General features: G+C 71.2%; 16 protein-coding genes. 3 read left to right on the forward strand and 13 right to left on the reverse strand.

Annotated elements, in window-relative coordinates:
• Nucleotides 1–4: 4 nt before the first annotated feature.
• From AB0L06_RS36110 to AB0L06_RS36120, 3 genes are all read right to left on the reverse strand, one after another.
• A complete protein-coding gene (locus tag AB0L06_RS36110) occupies nt 5–1,663 on the reverse strand; it encodes an alpha/beta hydrolase (RefSeq protein WP_500235678.1) in 1,659 nt (552 codons plus the stop codon).
• Between the two features lie 108 nt (nt 1,664–1,771).
• Complete coding sequence (locus tag AB0L06_RS36115) at nt 1,772–2,767, reverse strand: ABC-2 membrane transporter-related protein (RefSeq protein WP_500235680.1); 996 nt, start codon at nt 2,765–2,767, stop codon at nt 1,772–1,774.
• Complete coding sequence (locus AB0L06_RS36120) at nt 2,764–3,660, reverse strand: ABC transporter ATP-binding protein (RefSeq protein WP_500235681.1); 897 nt, start codon at nt 3,658–3,660, stop codon at nt 2,764–2,766. Before AB0L06_RS36120 ends, AB0L06_RS36115 begins: the two co-directional genes overlap by 4 nt.
• Nucleotides 3,661–3,815: 155 nt before the next feature.
• Here AB0L06_RS36120 and AB0L06_RS36125 point away from each other — a divergent pair, with 155 nt between their 5' ends.
• From AB0L06_RS36125 to AB0L06_RS36135, 3 genes are all read left to right on the forward strand, one after another.
• Complete coding sequence (locus AB0L06_RS36125) at nt 3,816–4,943, forward strand: sensor histidine kinase (RefSeq protein ID WP_500235683.1); 1,128 nt, start codon at nt 3,816–3,818, stop codon at nt 4,941–4,943.
• Nucleotides 4,940–5,614, forward strand: coding sequence for a response regulator (locus tag AB0L06_RS36130; protein WP_500235684.1), 675 nt, complete (start codon nt 4,940–4,942; stop codon nt 5,612–5,614). The genes AB0L06_RS36125 and AB0L06_RS36130 overlap by 4 nt, the downstream gene beginning before the upstream one ends.
• Nucleotides 5,615–5,761: 147 nt before the next feature.
• Nucleotides 5,762–7,000, forward strand: coding sequence for an MFS transporter (locus tag AB0L06_RS36135; protein WP_500235685.1), 1,239 nt, complete (start codon nt 5,762–5,764; stop codon nt 6,998–7,000).
• Here the strand turns inward: AB0L06_RS36135 and AB0L06_RS36140 are convergent.
• The 10 genes from AB0L06_RS36140 to AB0L06_RS36185 form a co-directional block, all read right to left on the reverse strand.
• Nucleotides 6,984–8,288 carry a hypothetical protein gene (locus AB0L06_RS36140; protein WP_500235686.1) on the reverse strand — a complete coding sequence of 435 codons (1,305 nt, stop codon included), beginning with the start codon at nt 8,286–8,288 and terminating at the stop codon, nt 6,984–6,986. The two genes, AB0L06_RS36135 and AB0L06_RS36140, sit on opposite strands and share 17 nt — an antisense overlap.
• 505 nt (nt 8,289–8,793) lie before the next feature.
• On the reverse strand, nt 8,794–10,485 hold the full coding sequence (locus AB0L06_RS36145) for a glycerol-3-phosphate dehydrogenase/oxidase (protein WP_500235687.1): 1,692 nt from the start codon (nt 10,483–10,485) through the stop codon (nt 8,794–8,796).
• On the reverse strand, nt 10,485–11,999 hold the full coding sequence (gene glpK / locus AB0L06_RS36150) for a glycerol kinase GlpK (RefSeq protein WP_500235688.1): 1,515 nt from the start codon (nt 11,997–11,999) through the stop codon (nt 10,485–10,487). Before glpK ends, AB0L06_RS36145 begins: the two co-directional genes overlap by 1 nt.
• Nucleotides 11,992–13,050, reverse strand: coding sequence for a Gfo/Idh/MocA family protein (locus tag AB0L06_RS36155; RefSeq protein WP_500235689.1), 1,059 nt, complete (start codon nt 13,048–13,050; stop codon nt 11,992–11,994). Before AB0L06_RS36155 ends, glpK begins: the two co-directional genes overlap by 8 nt.
• Nucleotides 13,051–13,156: 106 nt before the next feature.
• On the reverse strand, nt 13,157–14,062 hold the full coding sequence (locus tag AB0L06_RS36160; protein ID WP_500235690.1) for a carbohydrate ABC transporter permease: 906 nt from the start codon (nt 14,060–14,062) through the stop codon (nt 13,157–13,159).
• Nucleotides 14,055–14,936: a carbohydrate ABC transporter permease gene (locus tag AB0L06_RS36165; protein WP_500235691.1), complete on the reverse strand. Its 882-nt coding sequence runs from the start codon at nt 14,934–14,936 to the stop codon at nt 14,055–14,057. Before AB0L06_RS36165 ends, AB0L06_RS36160 begins: the two co-directional genes overlap by 8 nt.
• Nucleotides 14,937–15,044: 108 nt before the next feature.
• Nucleotides 15,045–16,343, reverse strand: a complete 1,299-nt coding sequence (locus AB0L06_RS36170; RefSeq protein ID WP_500235692.1) for an ABC transporter substrate-binding protein — start codon at nt 16,341–16,343, stop codon at nt 15,045–15,047.
• Nucleotides 16,340–17,281, reverse strand: coding sequence for an IclR family transcriptional regulator (locus AB0L06_RS36175; RefSeq protein WP_500235693.1), 942 nt, complete (start codon nt 17,279–17,281; stop codon nt 16,340–16,342). The genes AB0L06_RS36170 and AB0L06_RS36175 overlap by 4 nt, the downstream gene beginning before the upstream one ends.
• Nucleotides 17,282–17,286: 5 nt before the next feature.
• Nucleotides 17,287–19,083, reverse strand: a complete 1,797-nt coding sequence (locus tag AB0L06_RS36180) for a dihydroxy-acid dehydratase (RefSeq protein WP_500235694.1) — start codon at nt 19,081–19,083, stop codon at nt 17,287–17,289.
• A complete protein-coding gene (locus AB0L06_RS36185) occupies nt 19,080–20,579 on the reverse strand; it encodes an NAD-dependent succinate-semialdehyde dehydrogenase (RefSeq protein WP_500235695.1) in 1,500 nt (499 codons plus the stop codon). The genes AB0L06_RS36180 and AB0L06_RS36185 overlap by 4 nt, the downstream gene beginning before the upstream one ends.
• Nucleotide 20,580: the final 1 nt, after the last annotated feature.

Below are 20,580 nucleotides of genomic sequence, written 5' to 3' on the forward strand. Positions count from 1 at the left end.
CCTGCTACTTGCCGGGTGTCTCCGGGAAGGGTGTGGCGTCCTGCTTGCAGACGGTTCCGGGGGGTGGCAGGGCTCCGGTGAGCAGGTATTGGGTCTCGTATCCCGTGGCGCATGTGCTGGGGTTGGAGAACACGGTGTGGCCGTACCCGTCGACGGTCAGGAGACGCGCCCGGGCCAGGGTTCGGGACAGCGTGACCGCTTGCCCGTAGGAGGTGGCCGGATCCTTGGTGTTGTTGAGAAGGAGGATGGGGTTGGCCGTGCGGCGATTCCAAGGTCCTGAGTAACGGTCCTTGCCCTGCGGCCATCCCGCGCATGGCTCGGTGCTCCAGGCCGGCTCCAACCCCTGGGGTCCGGACCTGGCGTAGGCCAGTCGTGCGGCGGCCGTGTAGGCGCGTGGGTCGCGCGGGTTCGGGCTGTCGGAGCACATCGTGGCCAGGAACTGCTCGTGACCGGTGTAGGGGATCGGGGATTGGGCGGATCTCGTCGGCGAGGTCTTCGGTTTCCGCGCAGCCGAGGGGGAAGCGCCGCCGTGGGACTGCACCCACATCTGCTGCAGAAAGTCGGCTCCTTCCTGCCATGCGGAAAGGCTGCCGAGGGGAATGCTGACGACTCCGCAGACGTAACCGCAGTTTTGCGTGTCCGGCGGGGTGCCCATGGTCACCGGGTGTCGGCGCAGCCGCTGCAGCAGGGTGTCGTACTTGGCCCGTGTCGCGGATGGCGTGCCTGCCGAGAACGCGCAGGCGGCCGTGGACGCTTTGCCGCACAGGTCGAGGAAGTCCTTCAGGACTTCGGCGGACGCCTGGTCCCTGCCCAAGCGCAGGAAGCTCGGCAGGACGCCGTCCCCGTTGGTCCAGGCGACTGGGTCCAGATTGCCGTCCAGGGCCATGCGTCCGACGGTGGTGGGGAACAGGTTGGCGTAGGTGGCGCCGAGCAGCGTGCCGTACGAGAGGCCCATGTAGTTCAGGGTGCGGTCGCCGACCGCCCGGCGCAGCAGGTCCATGTCCCGGGCCACGTCGGCCGTGCTGAGGTGTTTGAGCAGGCTGCCGTTGAGCGTGGCGCATCGCGCGTCGAAGGCGGCCCACGTGCGCGTCCAGGCCGATGTCTCCTTCGCTCCGTCGGGGAATCCGATCGGCGCGCCGGACACGAACTCGTCCTCCGCTTCGGTGGTCGGGAAGCACCGGACGGCGGTGCTCGAGCCGAACCCTCGCGGGTCGAACCCGATGATGTCGTACCGGGCTCGCCAGGCTGAGGGGAGGTGTTTGTAGCTGGCGGCGAATTTCGCGAGCTGCACGCTGGGGCCACCGCCGTTGGCGAACAGTGAGCCGATGCGGTGCGCGGTGTCGGTCGCCTGGTGCCGCTCGACGGCGATGTTGATGGTCTTGCCGTGCGGGTCACGGTAGTCCAGGGGTACCTGAACCGTCGCGCACTGGAATTCCTCGTCGCAGGTCTTCCAGTCCAGTTTGGGAACCGATGGTGCGGTCGCGGCCGGAGTCGCCGCGTCGCTTGCCGGGGATGTCGCGACGGACAGGGATGCGGCGGCGATCAGTGCGGCCGTCCCCATCGCGGCGGACGGCCGCGGAAATCGGCGGAAGGCCGCGCGGGGCGGGGCGGAGCTGCGTGGATGGTCGGAAGGGGCGTCGGACAATGCGCGGTTGCGCCGCATTTCGTGTCGTCCTCTCTTCACCGCGTTGGGGGGCGCGAGCTCGGCGCAGTGCACGGTGGGCATGCGTCACTCGCGGCCGTGGAAGATCGTAATCGAACGCAGAAAGGGTCAGCGGGACAGGCGGCGGACCCACCAGGTGCACAGCCCGGCCAGCATTAGGGCGAGGCCGAGGTAGATGACCGTTTCGTAGATTTGGATGGTCCAGAAGCTGTCGGCGGGGTGGTAGGTCACCCGTTGGCGGAATCCCTGGTCGGCGAACTTGGTGAAGCACGCCTCACGTTGCTGCGTCGAGCGGGCCATGCAGTCCACGAACCAGGAGGGCACGGCGGCCTGGTGACCGGAAGCGTCGACGGTCTGCTGCGAGGCGAGCCAGGCGCCGGGCTCGTCGAGGGTCACCGTCGCGTGGTTGAACATGTTGATGTTCAGCATGTTGTGGTTCGAGATCGTCGTGGTGACGCGTTCAGGGGCGGCGAGGTGCGGCCGGACCGCCATGGACATGGTGATCTGGACGACGATGAACAGGGCGCCGAGGATCGCCATCGCGGGCAGGGTGCGGCGTACGGCGATCCCGATCGTGACGCCGAGGACGAAGAAGAGCGCGGCGTAGCCGATGGGGACGATGCCGCGGGAGTCGAAGACCTCGGGGGCCAACCTCGGGAAGAGGAGGAATCCCGGTCCGGGGGCGCCGTTCCTGGCGGCGATGGCCTTGTCGATCGGGGCGGCCCACCAGGTGACCGCGAGGCCTAGCAGCCCGGCGGCGGCCATGGCGGCCAGGCCGATGAGGGCGAGCTTGGCGATGAGCCAGCGGGTGCGGGTGGTCAGGGTCCAGGCCAGCCGGTGCGTTCCGGCGTCCAGCTCCCGGGTGACCAGCGGGGCGCCCCAGAACATGCCGATGAGGGCGGGCAGGACCAGCAGCGCCAGGACGGTGACGAGGTAGAGGTTCGTCTCGAGGCCGCCGAGGCCGTCGAGGAACCGGCTGCCGCGTGCCTGGTACATGTGGGCCAGGCGCGGGCCGGTGGCCGCGAGGGCGGCGAGGACGACGGCGACGGCTCCGAAGACCACCGCGGCCTGTGTGCGGAACTGGCGCCAGGTCAGCCAGATCATCGGTGCGCCTCCGGTACGGGAACGGACTGGCTCATATAGGCCAGGACGAGGTCTTCCAGGCCGACGGGGCTCGTCCTCCAGGCGGGGTCGTACGTCCCTGCGTGGCTCGTCCAGGTGGGGGTCCCGGAGTCGGAGCGGACGAGCATGGTGGTCTCCCGGTCGGTGTGCTGGGCCGAGACGACGTGCAGCCCGTCCGGGACGGTGGCCGTGCGCGGCGCGGTCACCAGGCGGTGGCGGTCCAGCAAGGCGCGGACGTCACCGGCGAGCCGGACGCGGGAGGCGACGAGGACGATGACGTAGTCGCAGACCCGCTCCACGTCGGAGACCAGGTGGGAGGAGTGGACGACGCTGAGCTCCTGGTCGGCGGTGGCGTCGTGCAGGTCCTGCATGAAGTCGCGGCGGGCGAGCGGGTCGAGCGCGGCGACCGGCTCGTCGAGGATGAGCAGTTCTGGGCGCTTGGCGACGGCGAGGGTCAGGGCGAGCTGGGCGCACTGGCCGCCGGACAGGTTCCCGGCCCGCTGGTCGGGGCTGAGGCCGAGGCGCCGGATCCGCTCCTGGGCCGTCCGCTCGTCCCATCGTGGGCTGAGCTTGGCGCCGAGTCGAAGGTGGTCGGCGACGGTCAGCCTGGCGTAGGTCGGGGTGTTCTGGGCGACGAAGCCGACCTTCGCCTGTTGCGCCCGGCCGGCGCCGGGCCGCCCGCCGCACACCTCGATCGTGCCGTCCGTCGGCGTCAGAAGGCCACCGGCGAGGCTCAGCAGGGTGGTCTTCCCAGCGCCGTTGGGGCCGACCAGGCCGACGACCCGCCCGGCCGGGATGTCGAGGGTGCATTCCGACAGCGCCCAGCGCCGCCGGTATCTCTTGCCCAGTTCGCGGGCCTGCAGGACTGCGGTCATGCCGGCTCCTCCTGGGTCGTCGATCGCAATGGCATGCGGTCAACTGTTCTGGTGGCGGCCGAGCGTGTGCACCGGCCGGAAGTACGGTTCGCGCCGGACGGACGGTACTTCCGGCCGGTATCCCGGACCCCCGGGGGCTGCGTAGCCTGAGCAGCGTGAACGTGCTGGATCGCCTCGCCGGGTGGCGCGGGGCCGCGGTCAACGCGGTGCTCGCCGTCGTGTTCGCCATGCTGCTCGCCGTGGAGGACCACGCCATCGCGGCCTTCCATCAGAACTGGCTGGTCGACTTCGTCGTCGGAGTGGTGGTGTGCGCGGCCGCCGTCCTGCGTGCGCGCAGCCGCGCGTGGGCCGCGGCGGTGGGTCTCGTCGTCTCCGGTGTCGCCGAGGTGGTCGCCTGGCGGTGGGATCTGCGCGGCCAGCCGGGCATCGCGGCCAGCCTCGGCCTGTTCGTGCTCGTCGGTTCCGCGGTCCGGGCGCTGCCCGTCCGGCGGGCGGCGGTCGTCGCGGCCGGCGGGCTGGCGGTGGCCGCCGGGGCGATGAGCAGCCATCCCGCCGTCTCCAACGCCCTCGGAACGGGATGGGGCGCCGCCATCGGGATCGGGCTGTCGCTTCGCATCATGGACGCCCGGCGCCTGGCCGTCATCGAGGCGGTGCGACGCGGCGAGCGCCTGGAGCTGGCCAAGGAACTCCACGATTCGGCCGCCCACCACATCACCGGTGTCGTCCTCCAGGCGCAGGGCGCCCGCATAGCCGCACGCAGGAACACCGGTGCTCTCGACGCCACCTTGGAGGGCATCGAGACCGCCGGAACCGACGCGCTCACCGCCATGCGCCAGGTCATCGGCCTGCTCCGGAACGGCGAGGACGCCAGCGGACTCGCCCCTGCGCCGGAACGACTCACCGACCTCGTGGACCGGTTCGCCGCGCACGTCCCCGCCGCGCGGCTCGTCCTGCCCGACGGCCCGCCCGATCCGACCTGGCCGCCCGAGGTGACCACCACCATCCACCGGGTCGCCGCCGAGGCCCTGACCAACATCAAGCGCCACGCGGCCGACGCCCGCCAGGTCACCGTGACCCTCGCCCACGGCCGGCGGGCCATCACCGTCGAGATCACCGACGACGCGTCCCCGGCCGGCTCGCCCTGGTTCCCCCACGGCGGCGGGTACGGGCTCCTCGGGATGCGCGAACGTGTCGAGGCCCTCGGCGGCACCCTCGTCGCCGGCCCGCGTCCCGGCGCCGGCTGGTCGGTGCTCGCCACACTGCCCGCCCCGGGCACGCCATGACCATCCGGGTTCTCATCGCCGACGACCAGGCGATGGTCCGCAACGGACTGCGCCTCATCCTGGAAGACCAGCCCGACATCACCGTGGTCGGCGAGGCCTCGGACGGCGCCGAGGCCATCGCCCTGGCCCGGCGCCTGCGCCCGGACGTGTGCCTCGTCGACATCCGGATGCCCCGCCTCGACGGCATCGAGGTCACCCGGGCCCTCGCCGGCCCCGACGTCGCCGACCCGCTCCGGGTGGTCATCGTCACCACCTTCGACCTCGACGAGTACGTCTACGGGGCGCTGCGGGACGGGGCCATCGGCTTCGTCCTCAAGGACGCGGGCCCCGCCCTGCTCGTCGAAGCCGTCCGGGCCGCCAGCACGGGAGACGCGCTGATCTCCCCGTCGATCACCGTCCGGCTCATCAAGCACCTCGCCTCCCCCAGGACGCGGGGCATCGACGACGCCGCGGCGCGGCTCTCCGGGAGGGAGACCGAGGTCGTCCGGGCCATCGCCAGGGGTCGTACGAACCAGGAGATCGCCACCGAGCTGTTCATCTCCATGAGCACCGTCAAGGGCCACGTGGCCGGCGTCCAGGCGAAGCTGGGACTTCGGAACCGCGTGGAGATCGCCGCCTGGGCCTGGGAGAACCGGCTCGCCGAACGGAGCGGCGACCAGCGCCCCCGCTGACCGGAAACCTCCTTCACCGCCCCGAAGACCGGACACGGTGACGTACTCTCCGATCACGGGCTGGGGCGCCTGCGGGGCGGGTTGCGGTGGGCTGACCTCGTTGCGTCATGTGCCCTGGCGCTTCGTGAGAGAGTCGTGGGGATCATGATGCGCGCGAAACGTCGGCGGTCCGGCGGACGGTTGATCGTCACGGTGGTCGCGGCGCAGTTCGCCGTCTGCTTGGGCGCGTTCGCCGTGGTGGCGCATTTCGTCGCGCACATGCGGAACGATCTGGGGCTTTCGGCGAGCACGGTCGGTCTGGTCCTGGGCGTGCAGGTCGGTCTGCAGTACACGCTGCTGCTTCCGGTCGGGGCGGTCACCGACCTGATCGGTGCGCGCCGCACCGGGGTGATCGCCTGTGTGGTGCGCGCTCTGGGCCTGGCGCTGCTCGTCGTCGCCGACGATGTCGGCATGCTCGTGCTCGCAGCCGCTGTCCAGGCGGTGGGTGGCGCGCTCTACAACCCGGCGGCCCAGTGCCTGCTGGCCGGGGTCGACTCCGCTCGGCGTTCCCGTGGCTTCGCCGCCTATGTCGCCGCGCAGCACATCGCCACGATCGTCGGTCCGCCGGCGGGGCTCGCGCTCCTGATGCTGGGACGGTTCTCGCTTCTGGCGGGGACGGCCGCCGTCCTCTGGGCGGTCGCCGGTGTCCTGTTCCTGCTGTTGCCCGAGGGCGCCACCGCATCCGCGACCAGGGGCTTTCGCGACATCGTGGCCAACGTGCGGACGGTCGTGGGGAATCGCGCCTTCGTGTACTTCGCGTTGACGGCCGTCCCGACGACCCTGCTCGCGAATCACATCATGACCGCGGTCCCGCTTCTCGGCTTCGCCTCTGGCGCGGCGACCGTGGGTTTCTGCGTCCTCGCCGCCGTCGCCGCGGCCGTCCAGCCGTTCGTCGCCGCCGGCCGTCGCGGCGAGCGTCCGTGGGTGCTCCGCGTGGGCCTGTTGTGCTCGGCGGCGGCGTTCTTCGTGCTGGCCCCGCTGGACGGGACGCAGACGGGTGCGTTGATGCTCGCGGCCGTTCTGAACGGCGTCGCCAACGGACTGATCCAGCCAACGGTGTTCCAGCGGACCGCCCTCTACGCGGGGCCCGGCCGCTTCGGCTCCTACTACGGCGTCCTGCAGTCCGCCGCCGGCATCTTCGCCTTCGCGGCCGACCTGGTGATCGGCCGGCTCTTCGACCTCGGCCCGACCGGCGCGACGGCGGCCCTCATGGCCGTCGGCGCCTCCGCTCTCGTCGCCGCCATCGGCACTGGAGCGGTCAAGGGGGGCCGCGGGCAGGGCTCGGGTGCGCTCAGGTCGAGCACTGCCCGCGGCGTGCTGGTGGAGGAGGTCAGCAGGCGCCCTTGATCGCGCCGTTGACGCCGGTGTAGAGGAAGGCGTCGGGGATCCAGGTTCCGTCGGAGAGGCGGTCCCACAGGGTGGTGGTGCCCCAGCGGCCGGTGTGCGAGGTGCCGGTTCCGGTGCAACTCACGGTGACCGTGGCGCCGTCGGCGACGGTTCCCGCGGACGCGTTACCGTCACCAGGGCCGCTGCGCCTGGTCACCGAGGCGCTGCCGTTCGCGTCGACGATGCCCTGGTTGAGGGCGAGCTTGCCGTAGTTGTGCATGCAGGTCGCGCCGCCGTCGCCGTTCGCCGTGCACTTGGCCGAGCCGTGCAGCGCGTAGCCCTCGTACGCCGCGGAGCCGCTCCTGATCACCCAGCCGCCGAAGGCGTGCCCGGCGATCGCGATCTTGGTGCGGTCGCTGGGCGGGTTCGGGCTGGTGCCGTAGGTGCCGAGGGAGAAGTGGACGTGGCGGCTGCTGGCCTCGCCGCCGCAGCTGACGTCGGTGCCGGTGTTGCCGAGGAACGCGCCCTCGTCGACGTGCTGGCCGCTGAAGGCGGGGTTGCCGACCAGGTGGTAGTAGTCGGTCGCGAGGCGGGGGCCGCCGCTGTACAGCGGCGGGTGGTACACCCGGATCCAGCCCTTTCCGCTGGAGCAGATGGTGTACGCGGTGCCGCCCGCGGCGGCGAGCACGCGCTGGTCGCCGCCCTTGAGGTCGATCGCCGTCCACGGCGTGTCCGTGCCCGCGAACCCGTGCGGACCGCCGCGCAGGATCCAGTCCTGGCCGAGCGCGAACGGCAGGCGCATCCCGGTGCGGTAGTCCGCCGCGGCCGTGAGCTTCGACGTGATCGAGGAGGACGAGGAGGACGGGGCGGTCGACGAGGTCCCGAACGTGTGCCGTTCGGCCGCCGACATCATCGGCGCGGTGTCGGCGAGCGTGGCGAACCCGGTGTCGCTGTCGAACGCGATGCGCCACGTGTTCCCGGTGCGGCGGGCCAGGAACAGGTGCCCCTCGGGGTAGGCGCCGTCGACGTGCGGTGCGCGCACGACCGCCGTCCCGAAAGCCCAAGCGCCCTGCTTCCGCCTGACGTCGACGGTCGTGTCGGCGCGGTCGGCGGTGGCGGCCAGGTCGGGTCTGAGCTGTCGCGTGGTTCCCAGCAGCCGGGCGGTCACCGCGTCCGACAGCGACTCCCCCGCCGGTGCGGCCGTGTTCCTGGGACCTGCCATGGCGTCCGGGGACGCGAGTGACACCGCGAGCGTGACGATCCCGCACAGGATGGTCGCGTGGCGACGCCAATGGGGGTTCCGGCTCATCGAGCCTCTCCTTCTGTAGGGCCAGGGCGCTTGCGAGAACGCCTGGACTCCCTGCACTGGACCCCCGAGAACACCGGCCTGTCGTCGCCGAACGGCGCGAAACCGGTCTTCACCGCGTTCAACTCCACCCCGATCTCACCGGACAATTCGTCATCGCCATCGCTGGGACGCCTCCGGGGAGCTGTGGATCAGCGGCGGACTCAGCATGCGACCAATACTCAACCCGGTCAAGCTTTCTGGGACTCGACTTATCGCCACTGCGCGTGAAGAGATGTCACTACTTCCGTGACGGGCGTCGGCGGCGAGTCATTGAACGGAATCTGACAGAAGAGTGACCGCAAATGATGCGGGGGTCCGGCGACCTCCATCGACCAAGCCCGGCCGTGCACGTGAAGCACATGGAGCCCGAATTGGCCTTTTCGAATGGAGCTTTCCTGACCCGTGGAATTTCAAAAGGGTCGGGCCCGGGCAGGTGCACCTGCCCGGGCCCGACCTGACGCTCCGGTCAGCTGGCGATGGCCTCGCGGTGGACGGCGTCCGCGGTGAGGTCGTCGAGGGCCGCCTCAGCCTTCAGCTCGGCCTCCACCCGAGCGTGGTACTGAGCGACCTCCCGGTCGACGTCGGCCTCGTCCCAGCCGAGCAGCGGGGCCACGATCTCCGCGGCCGGACGGGCCGCCGCGCGCCCCCGGTCGGGCGTCTCGATCGAGACGTGGGTGCGCCGGGTCAGCAGGTCGTCGAGGTGGAGGGCCCCCTCGGCGAGGGCCGCGTAGTAGATCTCGGCGTTGAGGTACGACTCCGCTCCCGCCAGCGGTTCGCCCAGCTCCGGCCGTTCGTCGATCAGGTCGAGCAGGTCGGTCGTGAGCGTCCCGTAGCGCCGGAGCATGTGCTCCACCCGGCGGACGGGAAGGCCGCTCATGCGCGCGTGGAGAGTGCGCTGGTTCCAGGCCGCGGCGAAGCCGTTCGCTCCGAGGAGGGGAAGGCGGTGGGTGCAGGAGGCGGGCACCTTCTCCGGCAGGCCGCTGACGGCGGCGTCCACCGCGTCCTTGGCCATCACCCGGTAGGTCGTGTACTTCCCGCCCGCCACCACCGTGAGTCCCTCGACCGGGTTCGCGACGGCGTGCTCGCGCGAGAGCGCGGCGGTCTCGTCGCTGTTCCCGGCGAGCAGCGGCCTGAGCCCGGCGTACACGCCGACGATGTCGTCCCTGCTCAGGGGGTTCTTCAGGAGCTGGTTGGTGTGGTCGAGGATGTAGTCGACGTCGCGCCGGCTCGCCGCCGGGTTCCGCAAGTCCAGGTCCCAGGGGGTGTCGGTGGTGCCGATGATCCAGTGCTTGGCCCACGGGATGATGAACAGGACGCTCTTCTCGGTCCGGCTGATGATCCCGGACGAGAGCTCGATCCTGTCCTTCGGGACGAGGATGTGGACGCCCTTGGACGCCCGCACGTCGAACGGCGCCCTGGCGCCGCCCATCTTCTCGATCTCGTCCGTCCACACGCCCGCGGCGTTGATGGTGTGCCGGGCGCGCACCTCGTGCTCCTCGCCCGTCTCCTCGTCGCGGATCACCGCGCCCGCGACGCTCGAGCCGTCGTAGAGGAACCGCACCGCCTGCGCGCGGTTGACGCAGATCGCCCCGTAGTGCGCCGCCGTCCGGGCGAGAAGCATGGTGTAGCGGGCGTCGTCGGTCTGGCCGTCGTAGTACTTCACCGCCCCGACGAGGACGTCGTCGCGCAGCCCCGGGGATTCCCGGAGGACCCGCCGCTTGCTCATGTGGCGGTGGCCCGGAACGCCGCGCCGTCCGCCCATGGTGTCGTAGAGGAAGACGCCGCTGCCCACGTAGGGGCGCTCCCAGACCCTGTGCCGCAGCGGGTAGAGGAACGGCACCGGCCGCGCGAGGTGCGGGGCGAGGGTGCTGAGGATGAGGGACCGTTCCTGGAGCGCCTCCCGGACGAGCCCGAGGTTGAGCTGCTCGAGGTAGCGCAGTCCGCCGTGGATGAGCTTGCTGGACCGGCTGGACGTCCCCGAGCCGAAGTCCTGCGCCTCCACCAGGCCGACGCGCAGGCCGCGGGTGACCGCGTCCAGCGCCGCGCCGCAGCCCACCACGCCGCCGCCCACGATCAGGACGTCGAGGTCCGCCGCGGCCAGGTCGGCCGCCGCCCGCCGGCGCGGTTCCGGTCCGAGGGTCCGAGCTCGGGTCGTCATCACATCTCCACCCAGTCCAGCGACCGGGCGACCGCCCGGTGCCATTCGTCACGGGCCGCGGCGCGGTGCTCCTCGGAGCGTTCGGGGAGCCAGCGCCGGTCCTCGTGCCAGTTGTCTTGAAGTTCGGCGGTGGACGCCCAGTGCCCGACGGCGAGGCCGGCCGCGTAGGCGGCGCCGAGCGCCGTCGTCTCCGCGACGACGGGACGGCTCACCGGGACGCCGAGCAGGTCCGCCTGGATCTGCATGCACAGGTCGTTCGCGGTGACGCCGCCGTCCACCTTGAGGATGTTCAGTTTCACGCCGGAGTCCTTCTCCATGGCCTCGGCGACGTCCCGGCTCTGGTGGCAGATGGCCTCGAGCGTCGCCCGGGCCAGGTGCCCCCTGTGGCTGAACCGGGTCAGCCCGACCACGGCGCCGCGCGCGTCCGGCCGCCAGTGCGGCGCGAACAGGCCGGAGAACGCCGGGACGAAGCAGACCCCGCCGGTGTCGGGGACCTCGCGGGCCAGGGACTCGATCTCCGAGGCGTCGCGGATGATCCCCATCTGGTCGCGCAGCCACTGCACCACCGAGCCGGTGGCCGCGATCGATCCCTCCAGCGCGTACACGGGCGGCTCGTCCCCGAACTGGTAGCAGACCGTGGACAGCAGCCCGTTGCCGGACCGGACCAGGGTGGTGCCGGTGTTCATCAGGAGGAAGTTGCCGGTGCCGTAGGTGTTCTTGGCCTCCCCCGGCGCGAGGCACAGCTGGCCGACCATGGCGGCCTGCTGGTCGCCGAGGACGGCGGGCAGCGGCACCGGGCCCCTCAGCGGCCCGGTGCCGGTCGTCCGGCCGTGGCCGTCCGGGACGGACGAGGGCCGGATCTTAGGAAGCATCGACCGCGGAACGTCGAAGACGGCGAGCAGCTCGTCGTCCCAGTCGAGGGTCTCCAGGTCCATGAGCATGGTGCGGCTGGCGTTGGTCACGTCCGTGACGTGCACGCCGCCGTCCACGCCTCCGGTGAGGTTCCACAGCAGCCAGGTGTCGACGGTGCCGAAGACCGCCTCACCCGCCTCGGCGTCACGGCGGACGCCGGGGACGTTGTCGAGGATCCACTGGAGCTTGGCCGCCGAGAAGTACGTGGCCGGGGGAAGGCCCGTCCGGTGCCGGACGAGCCGTCCGCGGTCGTCGTCCGCGATGGCGCTGACCAGCGCGTCGGTCCGGGTGTCCTGCCAGACGACGGCGTTGGCGTAGGGACGTCCGGTGCGGCGGTTCCACACGACGGTCGTCTCACGCTGGTTGGTCACCCCGAGCGCGGCCAGGTCCCGCCAGCCGAGCCCGGTGTCGGCCATCACCTTCTCGATGACCAGGGCGGTGTTGTGCCAGATCTCGATCGGGTCGTGCTCGACCCATCCGGGCCTCGGCAGGATCTGCCGGTGCTCGACCTGCGCACTGGCGAGGACGTGCCCGCCGTGGTCGAAGACCATGAAACGGGTGCTGGTCGTCCCGTGGTCCACCGCCCCGACGAAGTCAGCCAAGACCGTCCACCCGCGGGGCGGCGGCGACGCCGGTCTTCGCCGACTCCTGGGCGGCCAGCGCGAAGGCGAGGACCTCCGATCCCTCCTCGCCGGTCAGGGACGGCGACGTGCCGTTGAGGAGCGCGTCGACGAAGTGCTTCCCGGAGTTGAGGAAGCTGCTGTCCCAGCCGGTCGCCATGTCGGAGAAGCCGCGCGTCTCGCCGTCGCGGTAGAGGATGACCGGCGGGACGTCCAGCATGCGCCCGTGGCCGCGGGTGATCCAGATGACGCCGCGCGTCCCGGTGATCTCGACCCGGTCGTCCTGCGCGTACTGGGCGGTGTGCAGTTGGAGGTCCGGGGAGTAGGCGACCTCGAGCGAGCCGACCTGACCGCCGGTGTGGTGCCAGCTGACGATGGACGGCGCGTCCAGGCCGTGCGACGAGCCGATGAACGCGTGGACGCGGTCGGCGAGGCCGAGGAAGTACCAGGCGATCGCGAACTTGTGGTGCCCGTCGTCGAAGACCAGCGGCCCGCCGCCGCACTTGGACTCGTCGACCCGCCAGGCGGCCGCCGCGGCGGGGACGTCCCACGCGGTCGGGCTCCAGCCCGGGTTCGACTTGATGCGGATGCTCACCAGGTCGCCGATCTCGCCGTTCTCGACGAGCTCCTTCGCGCGCATCACCGGCGGGTAGAACACGAAGTTCTCGAACACCTTGAACGTGACGCCGCGCTCGTGCCCGGCCCGGACCATCATCGTCGCGTCGTCCATCGACAGGGCCATCGGCTTCTGCAGCGAGACGTGCTTGCCGGCGTTCATCGCGTCGAGCGTGATGGGGGCGTGGAGGTGGTGCGGCACCAGGATCTCGACGGCGTCCACGTCCGGGCGCGCCAGCAGGTCGCGGTAGTCCTGGTAGCGGCCGCTGTCAGGGACGCCCCAGGCCGCTCCCCGGGTGGCGAGGTTGCCCGCGTCGGGGTCGGCGACGGCGACGATCGTCGACTCGGGGTGGTCGAGGTAGGCCTGGGCGTGCAGGTCCGAGATGCGGCCGCAGCCGATGATCCCCAGACGGATCACAGTGGGTCTCCTAGGTTGTGCGGGCGGCCCCGGACGGGTGGACGCCCTGGAGGGGTGGTGCCCTGGACGGATGGGCCCTGGACGGGCGGGCCTGGACGGGGGTGGGTCAGCCCTTGACCGCGCCGGCGGTGATGCCGGCGATGAAGTGCTTCTGGAAGGCGATGAAGACGGCCATCGTGGGCAGGCTCGCGAGCACCGCCATCGCCGCCTGGGTTCCGTAGGCGACGGAGAACTGGCCCTGCAGGGACAGGATGCCGACCATCACGGTCCGCATCTCGTCCGAGCGGGTGAACACCAGCGGGTACAGGAAGTCGTTCCAGATGAAGGTGAACTGCAGCGTGGCCAGCGCCGCGAGCGCGGGACGCGCCACCGGCAGGATCACCGAGGCCAGGATGCGCGGCTCACTGGCGCCGTCGATCAGCCCGGCCTCGCGCAGCTCGTCGGGGACAGAGCGGAAGAAGTTGCGCATGACCAGCGTGCACAGCGAGATGCCGTAGCCGCCGTGGACGATGATCATCGGCCACAGGGTGTCGTAGAGGCCGTTGACGTTGAACAGCTTGAACAGCGGGATCAGCAGGACCTGCGGCGGGACGAACAGGCCCGCGACGAAGAACAGCGTGATCAGGCCGGAGCCGCGCGGCCGGAGCTTGGCGACCACGTAGCCGACCAGGGTGCCGAGGACGACCGAGATGGCCGTGGCCGGGATCGTGACGAGGAAGGAGTTGAGCAGGTAGGTGCCGGCGTTCCCGTCCGACCACGCCTTCATGTAGTTGTCGGTGGTGAGGTCGCCGCTCGGCGTCCACAGCCCGTGCTGGGCGATCTCGGGATTGGACTTGAAGGAGGTGAGGACGACACCGATCACCGGCGTCAGGAACGCGATGCCGAAGACCAGCAGCAGGGACAGCGCCAGGGCGCGCCCGCCGCGTTCGCGGTTCCGCCGAGGGGCCGGGGCCTGGGGCGCGGTCGTCTTCTCGTCGGCCCGGGTGCGGGTGAGGACGGCTGTTTCAGACATTCTGGTAGTCCTCTCGGTTGGTCCAGGCGAAGAAGAGGCCGATGGTGATCAGCGTGATCACGAACAGCACCACCGACACCGCGCTCGCGTAGCCGAAGTCGTAGGTCTTGAAGGCGCTGCGGTAGACCAGGAGCGCCAGCGTCTCGGTCTTGCGGAACGGGCCGCCCTCGGTCATCACGTAGACGATGTCGAAGCTCTTCAGGGCGTTGATCATCGACAGTGAGACCACGACCGCGAACGAGGGCCGCAGCGAGGGCAGGACGACGTGCCACAGCCGCTGCAGGCTGCTGGCGCCGTCCACCTTGGACGCCTCGACCAGCTCGGCCTGCACGCTGGTCAGTCCGGCGAGGAACACCACCATGGCGAGGGAGACCTGCTGCCAGCACCAGGCCACCAGCACCGACCAGAACGCCACGTCGGGGTCGGAGAGCCAGGAGTGCTGCCACGACTCCAGTCCCACGCGGCCGAGGATCAGGTTCAGCAGTCCGTCCTCGGGGCGGAAGATCCAGAACCACACCTGCCCGACCACGACGAGGGAGAGCGCCAGCGGCAGGAAGAACAGGGACTTGATGAGCCTCTGCATCCGCTTGACCTGGGCGAGCCCGAGGGCCAGGCCGAGTCCGGCCAGCGTGGGGACGACCACCGCGACGCCCGTCCAGATGGCCGTGTTCTTCAGCGCATGCCAGAAGTGCTCGTCCTTCGCCATCTCGGTGTAGTGCCGGAGCCCGATGAAGTTGGCGGTGCCGCCGACGGCGTTCCAGTCGGTGAGGCTGTAGTAGAACGAGTACAGCCCCGGACCGACCACGGCGGCCACATAGGCGATCAGAGGCACGGCCAAGAAGACGGAGGCCCAGCCGATGCGTCGCGTCGACACTCCTTGTTCCTTCCTTTCGAGCCCATCGGGCCGTCTCACGGCCATCGAGGGCAGGGCGGGTGGCGGTGACGGCGGTTCTCCCGCCGTCACCGCCACCGCGCGGGCTTGCTAGTTCTTCTTGAAGGCGCCGTCCGCCGCCGACTGGGCCTCCTGGAGGTCACCGTCGAGCTTGGCGGGATCGTCCACGAACTTCTGGATCGTGTTCAGGCCGGGCTCCGACATCTCCGGCGGAGTCGCGAGGTCGTAGTTGAAGACGAAGGTGCTGGCCGCCTTCACTTCCTTGGCGGCCTTGTGCATGACCTCGTTCTGCGACTTCAGGTCGGCGTTCTGGTTCGGGGCGAGCGCGCCCTGGGCGAGCGCCATGTCCCGCTGCGCCTCGGGGCTGGACAGGCACTTCAGGAGGTCCTCGGCGGCGGCCTTGTTCGGGGCGGCCGTGGACAGGGCCCACCCGTCCACCGGTCCGAGCGCCGCCTGCGGGACGCCCGGCGTGACCTGCGGGAACGGGAACATGTCGTAGCCCTTCCCGGGCGTCACCTTGTTCTCGTCCCAGTACCCGGTGATCCAGGTGCCGTTCAGCGTCATGGCGGCCTGGCCCTTGGAGACCATGTCGGCGGCGTCCGGCCAGTCGATGCCGTTCGGGCTCTTGTTGAAGTAGCCCTTGTCGAAGAGGTCCTTCCACATCGAGAAGGCGGTCTTGACCTGCGGGTCGGTGTACTTGGCCTCGCCCGCCATGAGCTTCTGGCGGTAGTCGGGGCCGGCGGTGCGCAGCAGCAGGTAGTCGAACCAGAACTGCGCGGGCCACTGGTTCTTGGAGCCCAGGGCGAACGGGGTGATCCCGGCGGCCTTGAGCTTGGCGGCCGCGGCCATCAGCTCGTCCCAGGTCTTGGGCATGGTGGTGATGCCCGCCTTGGCCATGACCTTCGGGTTGTAGAACATGCCGACGTAGTGGTAGTCGAACGGCAGCAGGAACTTGTGGCCGTTGTAGTCGGCGGACGCCTTGGAGAGGGACTCGGGGATGGCCTTGTCGAGGCCGTTCTTCGCCCACACGTCGTCGAGGGAGGCCATGCGCTTCTGGTCGACGAGGTACTGCGTCTTGGCGCCGGCCCAGTAGGAGAACACGTCGGGCGGGTTGCCGCCGGCGAGCTGGACGAGGATGGAGTCCTTGAACGCCTCGTGCTGGATCGGGTTGTTCTTGACGTCGCGGCCGGTCTGCTGGGTGCACAGCGGCGCGATCGTCTTGAACGCCTTGGCGCCGAGGGCGTCGCTGAAGTAGTGCGCCATGCTGACCGACTTGCCGTCCGAGCCGCTGCTCGAACCACCGCAGCCCGCGAGGGCGAGCGGGGCGAGGACGGCCAGTGCCGTCAGGCCCGCCACCCGCGAACGGCGTCGGGTACGCTGAAGAATCACTCGTGAACCTCCATGGGTGGTGTCGGGCGGACGCCGAACGTGACGGGGACGTGTCCGCCCATTTCCTCTGTGATCCGCACCGCCGCGGCGCGGACCTGCCTACCGAGTTCGTCGACCTGCGAAAGGCCGACTCGGGCCGCCGGGCCCGACACTCCGATGCTCGCCACCGGCGTGCCGTACAGGTCGAAGATCGGGGCGGCGACGCAGCGGACGTCGAGGTTCAGCTCCTCGTCGTCGACGGCGTAGCCGCGCTCGCGGACCTTCTCCAGGTCGGCCGTCAGCGCCGGGACGGACGTGATCGTCCGGATCGTGAAGCTCCGCAGCGGCGGCGGCGCCACCCGCTCCAGCTCCTCGTCGGTCGCCATGCAGTACAGCGCCTTGCCGGTGGCGGTCGCGTGGATCATCGGCTGCGCGCCGATCTCGGTCTCGACGGTGACCCGGCCGCCGCCCTGACGCTCCTGGGCGACGTAGACGCCGCCGAACCTGGTGCGCCGCGCCAGGTGCACCGCCTCGCCCGTCCGGCCCGACAGCTCACGCATCGTCGGCTGGGCGATGAGGGCGACGTCGAGGTCGCGCAGCAGCTGCCCGGCCAGCGACACCAGCTGCACCGAGGCGCGGTAGGCCTTGGTGTTGGGGTCCTGCTCGACGTAGCCGCGCTCTTCGAGCATCCGCAGCAGGCGGTGGGCGTTGCCCTTGTCCTGCCCGACGGCGCGGGCGAGCGCGGTCACGCCCATGCCCGCGGTGCTGCCGGCGAGGGTCTCGAGGATGTCCAGTCCCGACGCGAGCGCTCCGGCGGCACGCGACCTCGTCCCCTCGCCCGTGGCGCCGCCGCCCGCCGCGCTGCCGCTCGTCGCGCCGCGGCCCGTCGCCCGGGTGCGGGTCGGCGTCCGGCCGTCGGTCGTCGCGCGCTCGCCGGTCGTCGCTCGCTCATCGCTCACGGTGCTCACTCCTCGTCTCCGCCTTCGGTGTGCACTCCGCAGGAGCCCTGCGTGGCGGGCCTGAGTGTGTCAAAGTCGGCGCCCTGGGGGGCCTGGAGCACGTGTTCGGCGTTCAGCCGGCGCCATCCGCGCGCGGGCGCGGGCGGAGGCGTCCACTTCGCCCGGCGTCGCTGGAGTTCGTCGTCGGGGACAAGAAGGGTGAGTTCCCCCGCGGGGGCGTTGAGCCGGATGACGTCGCCGTCCTCCACGAGCGCGAGCGGTCCGCCGATGGCGGCCTCGGGCGCGACGTGGAGCACGACGGTGCCGTAGGACGTCCCGCTCATCCGCGCGTCCGAGACGCGCACCATGTCGCGCACGCCCTGCTGCGCGAGCCGCCTCGGCACCGGGAACGATCCGGCCTCGGGCATGCCGGAGGCGACCGGCCCGGCATTGCGCAGGACGAGCACCGAGTCCGGAGTGATCTCCAGCGCCGGGTCGTCGATGCGCAGCGCCACGTCCTCGGGCGACTCGAACACCACCGCGGGCCCCTCGTGGACGGTCAGCTCGGGCGTCGCGGCGGACAGCTTGATGACCGCGCCGTCCGGGGCGAGGTTGCCGCGCAGCACCGCGAGGGCGCGCGGCGGTCCGAGCGGCTCGTCAAGCGGCCGGATCGTGGTCTGCCAGGACGGCGCCGGTTCGACACCCGCGAGGCGGTCGCCCAGCGTGCCGCCCTCGATGGTCCGCGCGGACAGGTCCAGCAGCGGTTCCAGCGTCTTCATCAGGACGGGCACGCCGCCCGCGCGGTGCATGTCCTCCAGGTAGCCGACGCCCGAGGGCTTGCAGTCCACCAGCAGCGGGACGCGCCGGGCGATCGCGTCGAAGTCGTCCAGGGTCAGGTCCAGGCCGGTGCGTCCGGCGATGGCGAGCAGGTGGATGATCGCGTTCGTCGACCCTCCGATCGCCATCAGCACGGTGACCGCGTTCGTGAGGCTGGCCTTGCTCAGCAGGTTCGAGGGGCGCAGGCCGTCCCGCGCCGCCGCGACCGCCAGGCGGCCCGCGGTCGTGCCCGCGCGGAGCCGGTCCCCGCTGGCGGCCGGCGCCGTGGCGGTGCCCGCCGGGCTGAGCCCGAGCGCCTCGGTGACGCAGGCCATGGTGGAGGCGGTGCCCATCACCATGCACGTCCCGCCGGTGGTGGCGAGCGCCGACCGGACGTCCGCGATCTGGGCCTCGTCCAGGTCACCGGCCCGGTGCCGGGCCCACATGCCGCGGCAGTCGGTGCACGCGCCGAGCCGCTGCCCCTGCCAGGAGCTGGTGAGCATCGGACCGGCGACCACCTCGACCGCCGGGACGTCCGCGGACACCGCCGCCATCAGCTGCGCCGGGACGGTCTTGTCGCAGCCGCCGAGCAGGACCACGGCGTCCATGGGCTGGGCCTTGATCAGTTCCTCGGTCTCCATGGCGAGGAGGTTGCGGAACATCATCGAGGTCGGCGACAGCAGGATCTCCGGCAGCGACATCGTCGGGAAGACCAGCGGCAGGCCGCCCGCCTCCAGGACGCCGCGCTTGACGGACTCGACCAGCTGCGGCATCTCGCGGTGGCAGGTGGTGTAGTCGCTGCTGGTGTCGGCGATGCCGACCACAGGACGGTCCAGGTCGTCGGCGTCGTACCCGGCCGAGGCGAGGAACGCGCGGCGCAGGAACCGGCTGAACCCCGGGTCGCCGTAGGAGGTGAGGCCGCGGTCGACGCCCTGCACGCGCGGGTCGTCCGCGCGGTTCACGTCGTTCGCGCCGGCCGGGCCGGTCGCGTCGTTCGGGCCGGTCACGCGAGGTCCCCGAGGCGCATGCTGACGTACTTGGTCACGGTGTAGTCGTCGATCCCCTCGGTGCCGCCCTCGCGGCCGTGGCCGGACTGCTTGACTCCGCCGAACGGCGCCTCGGCGGTGGCGATGGTCAGGTGGTTCACGCCGACCATCCCGACCTCGAGCTCCTCCGACGCGCGGAAGGCGGTGGTGAGGTCGCCGGTGAAGACGAAGCCGCCGAGGCCGTACGGGGTCGAGTTGGCGATGGCGATGGCCTCGTCGAAGGTGGAGAAGGTGACGATGGGCGCGATCGGGCCGAAGGGCTCCTCCCGCATCACCCGCATGTCCGCGCTGACGCCGGTGAGGACGGTCGGGGTGAAGTAGTACCCGACCTGGAACTCCTCCGGCGCGCCGCCGCCGTGCTCGAGCCGGGCTCCCCCGGCGAGCGCGTCCTCGACGAGGTCGGCGATCGCGGCCCGGCGGGCGGCGGTGGTCAGCGGGCCGACGTCGGTGTCCGGGTCCCGCCCGTCGCCGAGGCGGAGCTTGCGGGTCTCCTCGACGAACGCCTCGGTGAACTCGTCCGCGACCGACTCGTGGACCAGGAAGCGGCTGGCGGCGATGCACACCTGGCCGCCGTTGCGGAACTTGCCGCGCGCGCAGATCTCGGCCGCGCGCCGGACGTCGGTGTCGGGGAACACCAGGACGGGCGCGTGCCCGCCCAGTTCCATGGACGTCGCCTTCATCCCCTGCGCGGCCAGCGTGACGAGCTGGACGCCCACCGGGACCGATCCGGTGAGGCTGACCTTGCGGATCACGTCGGAGGAGATGAGGTGCTGGGACACCTGCGCCGGTTCACCGGTGACGACGTTCAGCACGCCCGCCGGAAGCCCGGCCTTCTCCGCGACCTCGGCGAACAGCAGGGTGCTCAGGGGCGCCTCGATCGGCGCCATCACGATGATGGAGCAGCCCGAGGCCAGCGCCGGGGCGATCTTGCGGGCGGTCAGCAGCGACGGGAAGTTCCACGCCGCGAACGCCGCCACGGGCCCGATCGGCTCGCGCCGGACCAGGATCCTGGTGGACGTGTCGTGCCCGTCGACGCTGCGGCCGTAGACGCGGCGGGCCTCGTCGGCGTACCAGTCGAACTGGTCGGCCGAGGCGAGGACCTCGCCGCGCGCCTGCGCCAGGGGCTTGCCCTGTTCGAGGGTCATGACCAGCGCGAAGCGGTCGGCGTCCTCGCGGATCACCTGCGCGAAACGGCGCAGCACGTCCGAGCGGTCCCAGGCGGACGTCGTCCGCCACCGCTGGAAACCGGCCGCCGCCGCGGCGAGGGCGTCGTCGAGGTCCGCGCCGGTGGCGAGCGGTACCGCGGTGAGCTCGGTCTCGGTCGCGGGGTTCTCCACGGCGCGGGTCCGGCCGTCTCCGGCGTCCCTCCAGACACCGTCGATGAAGAGGCGCGACGGGGGCAGGACGTCCTGGAGGTTCGCGTCGTCGAGGGGGGTGCGGTCCTTGGTGCCGGTCAAC

Origin of the sequence: Spirillospora sp. NPDC052269, assembly GCF_040679435.1 — a bacterium.
Taxonomy (GTDB): domain Bacteria; phylum Actinomycetota; class Actinomycetes; order Streptosporangiales; family Streptosporangiaceae; genus Spirillospora.